The sequence below is a fragment of the Acinetobacter sp. SH20PTE14 genome, from assembly GCF_021391555.1.
GTDB classification, from domain to species: Bacteria; Pseudomonadota; Gammaproteobacteria; order Pseudomonadales; family Moraxellaceae; genus Acinetobacter; species Acinetobacter amyesii.
The window spans coordinates 1,627,134-1,644,108 of sequence record NZ_CP090067.1; the positions used below are offsets into that span (position 1 = coordinate 1,627,134).

General features: G+C 38.8%; 14 protein-coding genes. 3 read left to right on the forward strand and 11 right to left on the reverse strand.

The window, feature by feature from the left end; translation table 11 throughout:
* Nucleotides 1–675: 675 nt before the first annotated feature.
* Both LXF01_RS08160 and LXF01_RS08165 read left to right on the forward strand, forming a co-directional pair.
* Entirely contained in the window at nucleotides 676–1,758 is a 1,083-nt protein-coding gene (locus LXF01_RS08160; RefSeq protein WP_180065087.1) for a 3-deoxy-7-phosphoheptulonate synthase, read from the forward strand.
* Nucleotides 1,759–2,028: 270 nt separating this feature from the next.
* Nucleotides 2,029–3,219 (forward strand): PilT/PilU family type 4a pilus ATPase, encoded by a 1,191-nt coding sequence (locus LXF01_RS08165; RefSeq protein ID WP_180065086.1) that lies wholly within the window; start codon nucleotides 2,029–2,031, stop codon nucleotides 3,217–3,219.
* A 97-nt stretch (nucleotides 3,220–3,316) separates the two neighbouring features.
* On the opposite strand, the gene gcvH is transcribed toward LXF01_RS08165, so the two are convergent.
* The 11 genes from gcvH to LXF01_RS08220 form a co-directional block, all read right to left on the reverse strand.
* A complete protein-coding gene (gene gcvH, locus LXF01_RS08170; protein ID WP_078193810.1) occupies nucleotides 3,317–3,691 on the reverse strand; it encodes a glycine cleavage system protein GcvH in 375 nt (124 codons plus the stop codon).
* A gap of 72 nt (nucleotides 3,692–3,763) precedes the next feature.
* Complete coding sequence (locus LXF01_RS08175) at nucleotides 3,764–4,792, reverse strand: AraC family transcriptional regulator (RefSeq protein WP_180102050.1); 1,029 nt, start codon at nucleotides 4,790–4,792, stop codon at nucleotides 3,764–3,766.
* Nucleotides 4,793–4,941: 149 nt separating this feature from the next.
* Nucleotides 4,942–5,391 carry a MaoC family dehydratase gene (locus LXF01_RS08180; protein WP_233945370.1) on the reverse strand — a complete coding sequence of 150 codons (450 nt, stop codon included), beginning with the start codon at nucleotides 5,389–5,391 and terminating at the stop codon, nucleotides 4,942–4,944.
* On the reverse strand, nucleotides 5,369–7,243 hold the full coding sequence (locus LXF01_RS08185) for an ABC transporter ATP-binding protein (RefSeq protein ID WP_180171966.1): 1,875 nt from the start codon (nucleotides 7,241–7,243) through the stop codon (nucleotides 5,369–5,371). The genes LXF01_RS08180 and LXF01_RS08185 overlap by 23 nt, the downstream gene beginning before the upstream one ends.
* Before the next feature lie 95 nt (nucleotides 7,244–7,338).
* A complete protein-coding gene (locus LXF01_RS08190) occupies nucleotides 7,339–8,622 on the reverse strand; it encodes a GGDEF domain-containing protein (protein ID WP_233945371.1) in 1,284 nt (427 codons plus the stop codon).
* 307 nt (nucleotides 8,623–8,929) lie between these two features.
* A complete protein-coding gene (locus LXF01_RS08195; RefSeq protein ID WP_233945372.1) occupies nucleotides 8,930–10,180 on the reverse strand; it encodes a mechanosensitive ion channel family protein in 1,251 nt (416 codons plus the stop codon).
* A gap of 247 nt (nucleotides 10,181–10,427) precedes the next feature.
* The gene (locus LXF01_RS08200) at nucleotides 10,428–10,964 is read right to left on the reverse strand and encodes a DUF2058 domain-containing protein (RefSeq protein ID WP_078193805.1); all 537 of its coding nucleotides are present in this window, start codon (nucleotides 10,962–10,964) and stop codon (nucleotides 10,428–10,430) included.
* 12 nt (nucleotides 10,965–10,976) lie between these two features.
* Nucleotides 10,977–11,651, reverse strand: coding sequence for a YoaK family protein (locus LXF01_RS08205; protein ID WP_078193804.1), 675 nt, complete (start codon nucleotides 11,649–11,651; stop codon nucleotides 10,977–10,979).
* Nucleotides 11,652–11,685: 34 nt separating this feature from the next.
* Nucleotides 11,686–12,879, reverse strand: a complete 1,194-nt coding sequence (gene sstT, locus LXF01_RS08210; protein WP_233945373.1) for a serine/threonine transporter SstT — start codon at nucleotides 12,877–12,879, stop codon at nucleotides 11,686–11,688.
* A 204-nt stretch (nucleotides 12,880–13,083) separates the two neighbouring features.
* Nucleotides 13,084–14,820, reverse strand: coding sequence for a SulP family inorganic anion transporter (locus LXF01_RS08215; RefSeq protein ID WP_180144511.1), 1,737 nt, complete (start codon nucleotides 14,818–14,820; stop codon nucleotides 13,084–13,086).
* 300 nt (nucleotides 14,821–15,120) lie between these two features.
* Nucleotides 15,121–15,438, reverse strand: a complete 318-nt coding sequence (locus LXF01_RS08220) for an ArsR/SmtB family transcription factor (protein WP_078193801.1) — start codon at nucleotides 15,436–15,438, stop codon at nucleotides 15,121–15,123.
* 282 nt (nucleotides 15,439–15,720) lie between these two features.
* Here LXF01_RS08220 and cysK point away from each other — a divergent pair, with 282 nt between their 5' ends.
* Complete coding sequence (gene cysK / locus LXF01_RS08225) at nucleotides 15,721–16,719, forward strand: cysteine synthase A (RefSeq protein ID WP_111884368.1); 999 nt, start codon at nucleotides 15,721–15,723, stop codon at nucleotides 16,717–16,719.
* The last annotated feature ends 256 nt before the right edge of the window (nucleotides 16,720–16,975 follow it).

The window sequence follows — 16,975 nt, forward strand, 5'->3', positions numbered from 1 at the left end:
TGCGCAATACAAATAACTAATTTTATTCTATAAAAAAGACAATATTTGAGAAAATGCAGTCGAAGTCATTAGCCATGTGTTTGCACATCAAAAAATGGATTTGATGATGAAAAAAACAGGGCTTACTTCATTGGCAAATACTCGAATTAAAAATAAATGGAAAAAATCTTAAGACAGCCTAATGTTGTGCAGTCTAATAAATGTTTATTTATTAATCAATACATCAAATTTTAAAAATAGGTCGCAATTATTTACAGCAGCGTTATTTAATACAACAAAATAGCAAAAAACTATTGTCAAACCGATGAATACAGCGTATTTTAATTTTCAGACAGATACTTTTTGATGAAATCAAGATGTTAAAGCAACCTTTAATCTCAAACGCATATTATTACTTCTGGCAGTTTAGATAATTGCCTGAACGCGTTCGGGCATGAAAAAGGTTGCCCACCAAGTTTATACCTGATCGGCAACCCTGATCAGGTTTTTTTATGTCTTGATTTTTATAATATTTTTGGAGAAATCTCATGTTTACAGTAAATAATTCATATTTTAGCAACGGTTATTGGTTTTACTTTAGTCAGTCTATGTCTAAAGCCTTGAAGTCCCAAAGTCCCATAACGCTCAGATAAAAGATCGGACTGTTTATACGTACAGTCCAAAGGAATAGAACCAATGAATGCGCTAAATACAGCTTTACAACAAACTCAAAATTCAGAAATTCAGAAATCTACACGGCCAAAAGAAACGCTTTTGAGCTTGCCACATCAACTGAAACAACAATTACCTTTATCAGTTCATGCTGCAGAACAAATTGCTTCACATCGTGCTACTATTCAAAATATTTTGACGGGTCAAGACCCGCGTCTAATGATTATTACCGGTCCATGTTCAATCCATGATCCGATTGCTGCGTTGGAATATGCAGAAAAATTAAAACAATTACAGGCACAGGTTTCAGATCAAATTTTTCTTGTGATGCGCGCATACATTGAGAAACCACGTACTACAGTGGGCTGGAAAGGCTATATGTATGACCCAAGTTTAGATGGTTCATCTAATATGCAGTTGGGCTTAGAAAAATCACGTGAGCTGTACTTACAAATTATTGAAATGGGTTTGCCAATTGCCTCTGAAATTTTAAGCCCAATGGCGACGGGTTATTTTGATGACCTTTTGGCTTGGGGTGCAATCGGTGCGCGTACCAGCGAATCACAAATTCATCGTGAAATCTCGAGTCATATGCCATACAGTATTGGTTTCAAAAACGGAACAGATGGCTCAATCCAAATTGCTCTAGATGCTATTCAATCTGCTTCGCATCCACACCAGTTTTTAGGTATGAGCCAAACTGGCTTACCGTGTATTTTAGAATCGGTCGGCAACCCGCAAGCACATTTGATTTTACGTGGTTCCAATACAGGTCCAAATTATAGTTTGGCTGAAATAGACAAAATTCGCAGAAAAGTAAAAGGCGATTTACCAGCTTTAGTGATCGATTGTAGTCATGGCAATAGCCATAAAGACCCAATGAAGCAACCTGAAGTATTACGCACAATTGTTGCGGAGCGTGAGCATACCCAAGTGCGTGGTGTGATGTTAGAAAGTCATTTAGTGGATGGTAATCAAAAAATTAGTTGTGAAATGACTTATGGTCAATCTGTAACAGATGGATGCTTAGGTTGGGACAAAACCATTGATTTGATTCAACAGGTTGCGAATGAACTTCGTGTATCACAAATCAAACGTAGTGCTTAACAATCCAGAGCATACTCAGTCTGAATTGATGTAGCCCAAAGCCTTAGAATATTGATTGTTCTAAGGCTTTTATTTTGAAAAATCCTTTGTTGCTTACTTCAATATAAAAATTGAAATATGGCTTATATTTTAAAATATATACTGATAATTCAGTATTTTATGTTTGAGTGAATCACACTTTTTATGCACAATAATATCTAAGCCCAATACAGCGCCTGAAATAATGACAATCTGTGCTTGGGTGTTTGAAATTTTATATTGGGGAAGTTGATGTACACTGCTGAATTGCTGGAAGAAGCACGCCGTTTTATGTTCCACATGTTAACAAAAGTGGTTGAATATGGTGGTTCTGATTTATTTATTACGGCAGATTTTCCACCAAGTATTAAACATCAAGGCATGATGAAACCCTTTGGGCAGCAAGAGCTTGATGCTGAGAAAACAAAGCTTTTCGCCTATAGTCTGATGAATGAGAAGCAGCGCAAAGAATTTGAGAAAGAATTAGAATGTAACTTTGCGATTAGTGTGCCAAACGTTTCACGTTTTCGTGTCAATGTATTTCAGCAACAGTTACATGTAGGTATGGTCATTCGTACCATTACCGCAGAAATTCCAAACTTTGAAAAACTTAAATTACCGGCTTCGCTTAAGCATGTAATTATGGAAAAACGTGGTTTGGTTTTAGTCGTTGGTGGAACAGGTTCAGGGAAATCAACCTCTTTAGCGGCACTGATTGATTATCGAAATGAAAACAGCGCAGGGCATATCATCACTGTTGAAGACCCAGTGGAATATGTCCATAAACATAAAAAATCTATGATTACGCATCGTGAAGTTGGTGTAGATAGTCATTCGTGGCATAACGCCTTAAAAAATACACTACGACAAGCGCCAGACGTGATTTTAATCGGTGAGATTCGTGATACCGAGACTATGGAACATGCAATTGCCTTTGCTGAAACAGGACATTTATGTTTAGGTACGCTACATTCAAATAACGCCAATCAAACCCTAGATCGGATTATTAACTTCTTCCCAGAAGAGCGAAGAAATCAATTGCTTATGGATTTATCGAGCAATATGAAAGCGATTGTTTCTCAGCGTTTAATCCGGACTGAAGATGGTAAAGGACGCCGTGCAGCCGTTGAAATCATGTTAAACACGCCGCTTATTTCAGATTTGATTTTGAAAGGTGAGTTTCATGAATTAAAAGCGATCATGGCAAAATCTCGTGAACTTGGGATGCAAACTTTCGACCAAGCTTTATTTGATTTATATAATGACGGCGCAATTTCTTATGAAGAAGCCTTAAGAAATGCTGATTCAACCAATGAACTACGTTTGCAAATTAAACTAAAAAGTTCACGTGCAAATGGTACTTCAGCGGCTGCGCAATCGTTTAGTATGGTTGAAGAAAAGAAAGAAGAACCTGAAAGTACCGAAGTTTCGGAAGAAATATAAGCTGCATATTCATGCAAATGGTATATAAGCCAATTCAGCCATCATATTGAAATAAAAAAATCAGCCTGAGGGCTGATTTTTTAGATATTAGAAATATTTACAGGCCAGCTTCATATTGTTCGCTGGTCAATAAAGCATCTACATCAGCCATATTGTCTGGTTTAATTTTATAAATCCAACCTTTGCTATAAGGCGCATCGTTTACAAAATCTGGATCATCTTCAAGGTCTGGATTGACTTCAACAACCACACCAGAAACCGGAGCATGAATATCAGAAGCGGTTTTTACCGACTCAACCACACCCGCTTGTTCGCCAGCAGTGATATGTTGACCAACATCTGGTGCTTCAACATAAACTAAATCACCCAATGCGTCTTGTGCATGATCAGAAATGCCTGTAACAACAAGGTCACCTTCAATTCGCACCCATTCATGTGTACTTGCGTACTTTAAATCTGAAGGATGATTCATTGATAACTCCTTAAATCCATTAAATTCATTTTTGGCATGAGTTATACATGCTTTTTACTTAAAACAAAAGACTTATAAGTACGGATCTTTACGCCAATTGCTTGGGCTACGACCACTCCAACGCTTAAAAGCACGGCTAAAATTGGCGACATCGCTATAGCCCAATTCATCAGCAATTTGCTCTAAGGTAAAATCAGTTCGTGACAGGAGCGAAGTAGCATGACGGTAGCGAACTTCGTCGACCAATGTTGAAAATGAAGTCCCTTCGGCAGCAAGTTGGCGTTTAAGAGTTCGATCGGACATGTGTAGCCGTTCAGCAACACTTTCGATACTTAAATAGTGCTGTTCGGAGTTGGTTAAAATGTCACGAACGCGCATGGCAATACGGTGACGTTCGCCCAAAGCGGAGAGTTCAGCTTCACATTGATTAATCGCGATTTGACTGGCAATCGGGTCTGCATGGACCAATTTATTGGTTAAATATTGCTTATCAAAACTAAGTAAGAGATGTGGCTGATCAAATCTAAATTGGTGTCGTGGATATTTGGCAATAAACCGCTCAAAACCTTCAGGTTGAGGGAAATCAAAATCAATTTCACCAGCAGAATAATCCACACCGGTAATTGCCTTGCCCATGCTGATCATGCCAAAAATTAAGGCAATTGAAATCTCAGTACGTAAAGGCTCAATCGTCACGTCGGTTTGTAGTTGAACAGTCGCTTTGGTTCCAAATGTCGAGAAAAAAAGCTGTAAAAAGGGCATGCGTAACTGAATAAAACGGTTTGCCAAGACTAAGGCATCGGTTATGTCATTCGCCGTCATGATGGCATAGCCAATAAAACCATGAATTGAGATGCGCATTTGGTTGCCCAAATGAAAACCTAAAGTTGGCTCACCAGTTAATCGTAGTGCGTGCTCTACCAATTGATTGGCGATGGGTGTTGGAATACGGAAATCTGGTTCAGCCAATTGTTCGCTGTTTAATCCGAAGGGACTAAATAATGTCTCTGCAGTGTAGCCCCATCGAGAGACCACATCTAATAGGAGCAATCCATATACTCCGGGAATACCCTGATCCTGACGGGAATTAATTGTTTTCATAGCGTTCCGTTGCAATGCGGGTTTTTCTTCTGTTCAAGCTTATATTGGCATGATTTTGTGTTGTAGCCCACAAAAATTGTTGGACAAACTGACTAGGCTCAATTATTTATAGCGGCCTACCTTAGCGTTGTAAAGTAGGCCGTTAAGGATTAATTCGGTTTAAAATCTTTGGAAAAGACCACAATTTTGGTCGTAGACATATACAGAACGTCATTGTGCTGATTGAGCGCTTGCGTAACATAGGTCACAATGCCGCGGTCTATCTTACTTTTCGATGGAGTAATTGCTGATATCTCAACTTCTACACGAATTTTATCCCCCGGACGTGTTGGGCGCGGCCAACGCAGACTTGACTCTGAGCCAATTAAGCCATAAGCCACAGGGAAACATTCAGTCCATAAGCGCATTGTTACAGCAGCAGTATGCCAACCACTTGCCGCTAGCCCTTGAAAGATCGGGTGTTGTTGGGCTTTGACTTCATCTGTATGAAATTCCTGAGGATCATAAGCGATGGCAAATTTTTTTATTTCTTCAACAGTCATTTCATATTCACGACTGCTAAAGTGATCACCAACTTTAAGGTCTTCCAGATACAGCATTTTCATCTTCCTTTGATTCTACTTTATGTTGTTCTATTAAAAAGCCACCGGTTTGACGCTGCCACAAGTGTGCATAAATACCATTCAAAGCGACAAGCTCTTCATGGGTGCCTTGCTCAGCAATACGTCCTTGATCCAAGACAATCAATCGATCCATTTGCGCAATTGTTGACAGTCGATGCGCAATGGCAATCACAGTTTTGCCTTGCATCAAATCATCTAAACTCGATTGAATCGCAGCTTCGACTTCTGAATCGAGCGCACTTGTGGCTTCATCTAAAATTAAAATCGGTGCGTCTTTTAAAAATACTCGAGCAATCGCAATACGTTGACGCTGACCACCTGATAATTTTACGCCACGTTCACCGACAAATGCGTCATAGCCACGTTGGCCACGTAAATCGATCAATTGAGGAATGAATTCATCAGCTTTCGCTTTACGCACTGCATCATACATTTCTTCATCTGTTGCATTCGGGCGGCCATATTTAATATTTTCTTCAACCGTGCGATGCAATAACGAGGTGTCTTGGGTCACCAAAGCAATATTTTTTCTTAAGCTATCTTGGGTAATATCTTCTATATTTTGGCCATCAATCGAAATACGACCATGGTTGATATCGTAAAAGTGGAGTAAAAGTTGAATTAATGTCGATTTTCCGGCACCTGAACGCCCGACTATACCGATTTTTTCACCTGGTCGAATGGTTAAATTAAATTGATTGATGACCTTTTTATCATTATAAGCAAAACTGACATCTTCAAATTTAATTTCGCCTTGCTGTACTTTTAAGTCGGTTGCATCAGCTTTGTCTTGAATATGAATTGGGCGGCCCATGGTTTTCATCCCATCTTGAATGGTCCCGACATTTTCAAATAGGGCAGATGTTTGCCACATCATAAACTCGGAAATACTACTGAGTTTTAAAATCATGGCGGTCGCTGCTGCAATGACCCCAAGCTCAGCTTGACCATCCATCCAGAGCCAAACGGCTGTTCCAAGTACGCCACCATATAAAACAATGATCAGCAAATTCGTCGCGATGTTGTATTTTGCAGCAAGTCGCATTTGCTTATACACCGTCACCATAAATTCTTTCATTGAGGCTTTGGCATATTGGCTTTCACGGCCTGCATGGGCAAACAATTTCACCGTTTGAATATTGGTGTAGGCATCGGTGACACGACCAGTCATTACTGCGCGTGCATTGGCTTGTTCATTTGAAATTTTGCTTAATTTTGGGATGAAATAGCATGCAGAACCAATAAATAAAGCCAGCCATAGTAATAACGGAATAATTAACAGTGGCGATATAGCACCTAAAATCACGGTGATAGAAATCAGGTAAATGAAGACATAGGCCAACATGTCACCAAGAATAATCCAAAACTCACGTACAGCCAGTGAAGTTTGCATAACCTTGGCAGATAAACGGCCTGCAAAATCGTTATGGAAGAAATCTAAACTTTGTTTCAATAATAAGTTATGAAATCTCCAACGTAGGCGCATTGGAAAGGTACTGTATAAAATCTGATGTTTAATAATCGTTTGAAGGCAAGAAAAGAAGATATTTGCCAATAAAATAAAGCTTAAAATGGTCAGATTCGTCTGGTGCTGCTGTAAAAAGGTTTCAGGTTGAGACTTACTGATCCAATTGACTAATTCGCCAATTTTGGAATAAAGCAGTGCTTCAAAACTCGCTACACCTGCTGTACAGAGTACCAATAACAATAGGTATTTTTTTACACCCGTCGCAGCTTGCCATACAAAGGGGAAAAATTTTGTCGGCAATGGTTTATTCAAGTCCTGTTCAGGATAAGCGTCAACTAAATTTTCAAACCATTTAAGCATGCAGATAACCTGAGAATTTTGCTGTAATTAATCTTTCTTTCTTCAGCTCTGAGTGTAATGGATTCGCTGGTTTTTCTCCATTTTGATTTGTTTATTTACTTAAAAGCTTGGCTGCAAAAGTTCATAGAATTAAAATGTACAACCCGATTACGACCTTGGCGTTTTGCTTCGTATAGAGTAATATCGGCCTGTTTAATTAACTGATCAAGTTTGGCATAGTCAGGGTCAATTTGAGAAACTCCAATGGAGATCGAAAATTTCACCAATAGACCATCCATATGAAACTGATGTTGTTCCATTTTATGTCTTAACCGTTCAGCAATTTTTAATGCATCTTCTGGGACGGTATAAGGCAAAAGTACAATAAATTCTTCACCCCCGAAACGCGCCAATATATCGTAAAAACGCATTTCTTTCCGTGTAATTTCAGCAATTTGGCATAACACTTGATCGCCGACATCATGTCCGTATTGATCATTAATCGCTTTAAAATGATCGACATCAAAAATCAAAAGACTGGTACAGACCGTCATCGGGGTTTCTTGGATTTTTTTATTGGCGGCATGTACAAATTGGCGACGATTGCTTAACTGGGTCAATTCATCCGTATGGGCAATTTTGCGCAGGGTATGAAAGTTCCAGTCATCTAGCAGCGCTCTTAGAAACGTTTTACGAGAGTTGAGCGTAGAGTTCCAGCAGATATACATACTGAACAGCAGCACAGGAACGTACACCAATAAAAATATTGTAAAATCACCAAAATCATTAATGCGCCATGCGCCAAAAAGTATCGCTGCCGAGATCATGGCAGAGGTCATGATCGAAGGGCGAAAATGCACATGAATACTTAAATTACCCAATACAATCAAAATAACGGCAGCATATTGATAACTATGCACCAGTTCATTTTGCGACTGAAGTAATATTTCAAACCAGAGTATCGCTGAAAGGCAAGTGGCGAGTGGCAAAATCAAATCGAGCAATTTAATCTGTTTGATATATTTAAACAGAACATAGTTCAGGCTAAATGCACCAATAATGGCAATGATACGAATTACACCTGAAAGCATTTCTACGTCTGGCAGGACATAGCGATCTGCCCAAAAATAGATTAAAAAGGCCAACTGAGCGAAATAGTTGACCTGTTTTAAATAGTCTTTCTGGTTATAGTACAAAAACTTGTAATAAGCATTTTTAAACTGTGCCGGAATACGTGCAATCGGGTCGGATAAAGCACGCTCAATACGGACACGATTCTCTAGGTCACATGCTTCTGCCTGTATGAGCGTATGTTTGGCAGAAGTGCGATTCATCGATTCTATGAGTAATTGTGATTCGTTTTTAACTGATTTCTGAGAAGGTTGATTGAGGCCTTCCATGATCAAGTTCCTATTTTAGAAGCGTTTTTATGCAACTGTTAAGAAATAGTATCTAAAAATGTCTACATTTGTATAGTATTTGTTCTGATTTTTTAATTATATTTAGTTGTTTCGGATGAATTATATTTTTAAGGAATTGAGCGATTAGCGCATTTATCTGATTCGCTTTTATTCCTTGTATCGCATGATCTAAAGTAATTGCGGAAGTAGAGGGGGGTAACCGATAGCCCCATGTATATTCAAAAGCCATTGTGACTTTTTAAATTTGCAGAATTTCTTCTTTGAATATACATGGGGAGAGGAAAGTTTAACTTTTATCGGCATTTGGTTGAACGAGGGCTTTAAAATCGGCACTAGAAGGAGCTTGATAGATTTTAAGTCCAAACTCGGGTGTGATTGCAATCAGATGGTCAAAGATATCAGATTGAATCGCTTCATAATCTTTCCATGCAATTGTTTTACTAAAAGCATAAATCTCTAAAGGTATGCCTTCACTCGTGGGTTGTAATTGACGCACCAAAATCGTTTGGTGTTGGGCAATGCCTGAATGCTGTTGTAAGTAGAATTCTACATAGGCACGAAAGGTCCCAAGATTGGTTAAACGGCGCTGATTATATTTCGATTGATTTGAAAGTTGCTGATTAAACTGAGCAAGCTCTTCATGCTTATGATCAAGATATTGATCTAGCAATAAAAATTCTTTGAGTTTTTTTTGCTCATCCTGTGTCATGAAATGAATAGAGCTTTGATCAATATAAAGCGAGCGTTTGATGCGGCGCACACCTGACTGTGCCATACCACGCCAGTTTTTAAAGGTGTCAGTCACCAGTTTATTGGTTGGAATCGTGGTAAAGGTCTTATCAAAGTTCTGCACGGTAATGGTATGTAATGACATATCAATGACATCGCCATCCGCATTAAGCGAAGGCATCTCAATCCAGTCACCAATTCGCACCATGTCATAAGAAGAAATTTGTACCGAAGCCACCAGTGACAAAATGGTGTTCTGAAAAACCAACATGAGCACGGCCGCCATAGCACCAAAGCCTGCGAGTAATGTAAATACATCTTTTTTCAAGAAAGTACCTAAAATCATCAGGCCACACACCAAAAAAATAATCAATTTGACCAACTGTAAATAGCCTTTAATCGGTTTGTTTCTAGATTTTGGATTACGTTGGTAAATCAGATTAAAAATATTCAGTAATTCAGAAATTGCCAAAGCAATGGTCAAGAAGATAAAAGCCTGACAAGCCATCTGTACGATTGAAATAAATTTCACAGATAAATGTGGGACTGTGGTTATGCCATTTAAGATCACAATTGCTGGAACAATGTTAGCAAAGCGTTTAATCACACTATGTTCTGACAAAATTTGACTATGGCTAAAGGCCATTTTAGAAACGAGCTTACGAATTCCACGCACCACAATTTTCTTGGCGATAAAATTTGCAATGATGGCAAAAATAATAATGAGACTGAGCGATGTCAGCAATTCTAACCAAGGGTATTGATCTGACCAATCTTGAATATTTTTAATGAACTGAAATTTTTCCAAAATTATCCTACTCTTATTGAAGTAAATGAAAGGCTTAATGATCAAACTATTGTAATTATGATGATTATATAAGCAATTTTATACTCGTAAACTTTACGGAGTTACGACATGTATAGTCCATAATGTTACTTATTTTGTGCTAAAAATGATTTTTTGAAGGTATAACCTAATTGATGAACTAAAATAGATAAATGTTGAGCTAAAAAAAAGCTCCCTAATTGGGAGCTTCATTAGTGATATGAAATGCTTACCACATTAAATCATCAGGAATTACATAAGCTGCATATGGATCTTCTTCATCCGTGGTTTGCTCATTCACTTCAGAATTATTCACAATAATAAAGCCTTCCATTTTCGCATTAATACGGTCGGCTAATTCTTTTGGTAAAAAAGCATAGTTGCTATTTTCACGTGCAATAACAAGACTACCCGCAACAAGGGCATTATAAATTTGCTGATTGATATAAAGCTTTTTGATCTTGGCATCATCGATAAATTGATAGGTCGATTCGCCATCGGTATCACGAATTTTATGCTGATTAATCATTTGCATGATGGCAGCTTTTAATTCTTTTTCTTGCAAAACTGCTTTACGGTCTTGCTCTAAAGCATGATCTTTGGCCATTTTCTGCTGCTGATCTTGCTCAATTTTCGCCTTGATTTCAGCATCTTTACTTTCACCAGTACGTTTTTCATGTATGGCTTGTTTAGACAATTTTTTTGCCTTTTTATTATCGACCAGACCTGCTTTAAGCAGTTGCGCCTGTAATGCATTTTTAACCATAATACGTTCCAACTAATCGTGTATATGTCGATAATGAAAATAGATGATCCAATATACTGCGCTCATGACTAAACTGAGTGCGGCAGGAATCAGGAATGCGTTTAATTTTAAATAAGGATAAAGCCAACTGGCAAGTATGCCACCAACGATAAATCCCGCCAAAATTAATAAATGTAAGACCACACGTTTAGACTCAACCGGAAGTCCACGGGCTTTATAACCCAAAGCCAAACCTAAGTCCGTCAAAACACCAGAAAGGTGTGTGGTACGAATAATGGTACCTTTATAGTGGCTAACCATTGCATTTTGTACACCCATAGCCACACATGCCCAAAGCAAAGCGTAACGCGGAAAATAGGGCAATAGTAGCCAACACAGGACAATAAAAAAAGCCACCAAGCTTAATGGGACGCCATAACGTCTGGTTAAGCTAAAGTGACTATTTCCAAGAATAAGCCCACTATAAAATGAGCCAATCACATAACAGAGTAAGACTAAAATCAAATAAATAATCGTATTTGGCTGCCATGCAATGAAGGCCATGGCTAACATACTGACATTACCGGTCATGTGAGATACTGACTGGTGCAAGATGGTCACCAGTCCAAGTACATTAATCATTCCTGCATTCACTGCGAGGAAAAAAGCACCCAGTTGTATCCAAAGCGGTAAAGTCTGTAAAGGCATGGCCTCGCCTTAAAAAGTATCCAATATCAGGATATTATCTTAAACCACGGTCTACTGCAGCTGTAAATAATACGTCAGTCGAAGAGTTTAAAGCGGTTTCAGTTGAATCTTGAAGTACGCTAATAACCATACCAATGGCTACAACTTGCATCGCGATATCGCTTGAAATACCAAACAGGCCACAAGCCACTGGAATAAGTAATAATGAACCACCAGCCACACCTGAAGCACCACATGCAGAAACGGTAGCAACGACTGATAAAATCAACATAGTGGTGAAATCAACCGAAATACCTAAAGTATTCACTGTTGCTAAGGTAAGTACAGTAATTGTCACTGATGCGCCTGCCATGTTAATCGCAGCGCCAAGCGGAATCGCAACACTTGCAGTCGATTCAGGGACACCAAGACGCTTCGCAAGGTCAAGGTTTACAGGAATGTTTGCAGCAGAACTACGCGTAAAGAATGCAGTGATACCACTTTCACGTAAACATTGGAAAACCAATGGGAACGGATTTGAGCGGGTCATAAATGCCACCATTAGTGGATTGATGGCCAAGGCAACAAACAACATGGTACCAATTAAGACCGCAAGTAAGTGTGCATAGCTAATCAGTGTTTTCAAACCTGAATCGGCAAATGTAACAGCAACCAAACCAAAGATACCTACAGGTGCAAAGTTAATCACTAAACGGATTACTTTATTCACCGCATCAGCAGCATCGGATAAGAAAACTTTGGTGGTATCTGATGCATGGCGAAATGCAATACCCAAGGCAACAGCCCAAGCTAAGATTCCAATGAAATTTGCTTCTGAAATGGCTGTAACAGGGTTTGCGACAAAACTTAATAATAAGTTTTTCAAGATTTCAGCAAGACTGCCTGGCGGAACAAGATTTTCTGCAGCAACATCCAAAATTAATGTACTTGGGAATACAATACTGACAATCACGGCACTAAGCGCTGCAAAGAACATACCCAAAGCGTACATCAATATAATTGGTTTAATGTATGCATTACTGCTACCCACTTTGAAATTTGCAATGGATGACAGCACAAGTACAAAGACCAGTATCGGTGCTACGGATTTCAATGCCTTAATGAATAAATCACCAAGCAAACTTAAATAGGGTGCAACGCCTGGAGCAACAACAGCAACCAATACACCTAAAATAATGGCGATAATAATTCGGGTTACTAAACTCAAGCGTGTAAATGCTGAAAACATAGGAGAGCCTTGTCAGAATTACAATGACAAAATGATGAAAATTAGCCCTGTATTTTATACGAAAATGTGGAATGCTTAAAAAATAATTTAATTTAAAAATAAACCTTTGTTTTTTATAATCTATTTTTGTGTATTAAAATGTAAACCCTTCAAAACTCACTGTTTATCAAATTCGCATTGATTAAACAGTGAGCTAATAGGCCTTTAAATTTGGTACTCAGAACTGGCTGTCGCAAGCTCTGTAACGGCTTGATAGTGGGTGAGAAAAATTTGACCACTCAAATGCGTGAGTAATTTTGAGTGCTGCAATTTGTCCATGACAGGGCCTTTGACCTCGGAAAAATGCAGTCGAATATCTAATTTTGATAATTCAGCATTTAAATCTTCCAACATTTCTAAGGCACTGAGGTCAATTGAACTGACGCTTGAGCAGTTGATAACAACATGCTCTAGATCAATATTTTCACTGACTTCATTGATCAGGAAACCTTTAAGCGTATTGGCATTTAAAAACGAGATATTTTCATCTATACGGAGCGACAGAATATGTGGTGCGGTATAGACATGATGGCGCTGTACATTGCGGAAGTGCTGTGTGCCCTCGACTAAACCGATCACCGCAATGTGTGGACGACTGATGCGCCATAACAACAGAATAAAAGTAGAAATGATGCCAATAATGAGACCTGTAGAAATATCGATACACACCACACCGAAAAAGGTCACCCACATCGCAATCCCGTCAGCTTTTGAATAACGCCATGTATCCACAAAAGGTTTAAAGTCGACTAATTTCCAAATGGAAACAATAATCGTGGCCGCCAAAATGACTAAAGGTAAGTCTTGGAAAAAACCAGTGAAGTAGAGACTGACAACGATAATCAGCAATGACGACAACACGCCAGCCATCGGTGTTTTTGCACCTGCATCTGCATTAACAACTGTACGCGATAAGCTACCCGTCACAGGAAAGGCAGAGCTAACACCTGCGCTTAGATTGGCTAAACCTAAAGCGATCAACTCTTGGTTACTATTGAGTTGGCTGCGTTGTTGTAAGGCAGTGGCTTGGGCGATAGACAGTGACTCAACAAAACTGATCATGGCAATCATTGTTGCACCGGGCAGTAAGGTTTGTACCAGTTCCCAGTTCCAATGTGGAAAGCTTAAGGGTGGAAAACCTGAAGGAATTTCACCGACAGTTTTAATGCCGACATTTTGCAGGTCAAATAACATCACCGATGCAATCGAGATCACCACTAATATTAGTGGCAGTGCTTTACTTAGAAAGGCTGTAGAGCCGAATCTAGATTGAATTGATTGAGTCGCCAATATTTTCGGCACATAGATTAAAAACAGTATGGCCAGCACACCAAAGATGAGTGAAGCAAAGTGAGTTAAACTCAGGTATTCCCACAGACTTAAAACAAACTCAGGGATGTTGTTGGCTTTTAGCGGGACATCGACGAGAAACTTAAACTGACCGAGCGCAATGAGCAGAGCCGAGGCAATAATGAAGCTTTTAATGACAGGATGACTGATCAACTGAATTAAAAAACCAAAACGTAGTACACCCAAAAGTAGAGAAATCAGTCCGACCATTAAGGCCAAAAGTGTAGCGGCTTCAATATAAACAGGCGAACCGACTTCAAATAGTGGATTGAGCGTGGCGAAGGTCATCATCGAAATGATTGCCACAGGGCCAATCGATAAGGTTGAGCTTCCACCAATGAGTGCGTAGACAATCATCGGTAAAATACTGGCATATAAACCCATGATTGGGGGTAAACCTGCCAGCATGGAATACGCCATACCTTGAGGGACTAACATGGCAATCACGATCAGCGAAGCAAGTACATCAGATTTAAATTTCACAGTGCTGTAGTGCTGTAACCACTGCCAAGCAGGAAATTTCTGTAAGAAATGAGGTTTTAAATCTGACATAAACTTATCTAAATCACAATTTCATATATATTATGCATAAAAAATGCTAAGAAGTCTTGTGCAATAAATTTGACCGTACAATATTGCAGTACATTTGTGGGATATATAAGAAACCATCATTCTAAATGAATTAATGAAAAGTATGAGCTGATTTAAAGCTTTGGATATTCGAAATAGATATAGATATTTTGAAGAAGTATTGCGGTAAATTAAGGTATTGAATTGCTGTCCATTGCGATAATTCATCTATAGTGGTGCAAGAACAGCATGTCTGGCTTGAAATTTTAAAATAACTGAGTGTTATTTATAAGATTGGTTGCAATACAATTGGTAAAGAGTATTGAGAACTTGAACTAAATTTGCATCTTTAATTGAATAATAAATTTGCTTTCCATCACGACGCGTGGTCACAACATCACTTTTGCGTAACATCATCAGTTGTTGTGAGAGGGTTGGCTGTTTAATATCAGTGATTTCTTCAATCTGAGACACATTCAATTCTTGCTGTGCTAGATGACATAAAATTAGTAGACGATCCGTATTTGCCAGCGACTTTAAAACGCCCACGACTAATTCGGCAGAATCACGCATAGTAGTGATTTCCAGATCGGTATTCATTGGATATGTCCATACGATTAACAACAGCTCAAGTATACGGATATCACGGCTTAATACATTGAATAAATAAGACAATTTCTATGGTTTTTTATGAAATCAAATATCATTAATTTTTATAAGTTTAAATTTAGTTAATCAGTTAAATTTATTGCTTGATTTTAGTGCAAGCTTTCACAAAATGCACATAAATATAAGACATTAGCTTAAAAAATCATGCACACTTTGAAAATAATTGTATCATCTAAAGATCGTATTCAATAAATACACAAGGGATAAATAGTCATGACAACAGATTCAGCTTTTCCAGCAACGAGTAATTTAGGTATCGCAGTATATAGTAATAACGCTGAAGCGATTGGTAATACACCTTTAGTTCGTATTAATCGTGCGATTCAGTCAGAAGCAACGGTCTTGGCTAAAGTTGAAAGCCGTAACCCAGCATTTTCAGTGAAATGTCGTGTAGGTGCAGCTCTCATTGCAGATGCAGAAGAAAAAGGTTTATTAAAACCGGGTATGCATATTGTAGAACCTACAAGTGGCAATACAGGCATTGCTTTGGCATTTGTTGCAGCAGCGAAAGGTTATGCAATTACATTAACCATGCCAGCAAGTATGAGTATCGAACGCCGTAAGGTGTTGAAATCTTTTGGTGCAAATCTCGTATTGACTGAACCTGCTAAAGGCATGAAAGGTGCAGTCGAAGAAGCACAGCGCCTCGTTGCCGAACATCCTGAAACGTATTATTTACCACAACAGTTTGAAAACCCTGCAAACCCTAAAATTCATGAATTGACCACTGGCCCAGAAATTTGGGAAGCAACTGGTGGTAAAGTGGATATTTTAGTATCGGGCGTAGGTACAGGTGGTACGATTTCTGGCATTTCAAGTTATTTTGAAAAAGTGAAAAATCAGCCGCTTTATTCTGTTGCGGTAGAACCTGCTGAATCTCCGATTATTGCCCAAGCGAAAAAAGGCGAAACACTTACTCCTGGGCCACACAAAATTCAAGGGATTGGCGCTAACTTTATTCCGGGTAACTTAGATCTAGACCTTGTTGATGAAGTGATCGGTATTGAAAGTGCTGAAGCAATTGAGTGGGCGCGTAAAACGGCAACTCATGACGGTATTTTAGTGGGTATCTCTAGTGGCGCGGCAATGGCAGCTGCGGCAAAACTTGCTGCACGTCCTGAGAATGCAGGCAAAACCATTGTGGTTATTTTACCGGATGGTGGTGAACGTTACCTTTCTTCAGTTTTATTTGAAGATATTAGTGCTGACTAATAATTCTGACATGAAAAAAAGCCCGTTCATTTGAATGGGCTTTTTTATTGATGATTTTGTTATTTATAAGTGTCTTAAGCCGCGTCTTGATCATCGTTTTTGGCATTTTTATGTTTTATTTTTCGTTTAGGTGGTTCATGTCCTAACTTTCGAGCGATGTATTTAAACAGGAAGCCTAAGAGTATGCATATCGTGACAGCAGGGATAACCACTTGAGTGAGCCAAACATCAATATGATCTAGACTCCAACTTAATA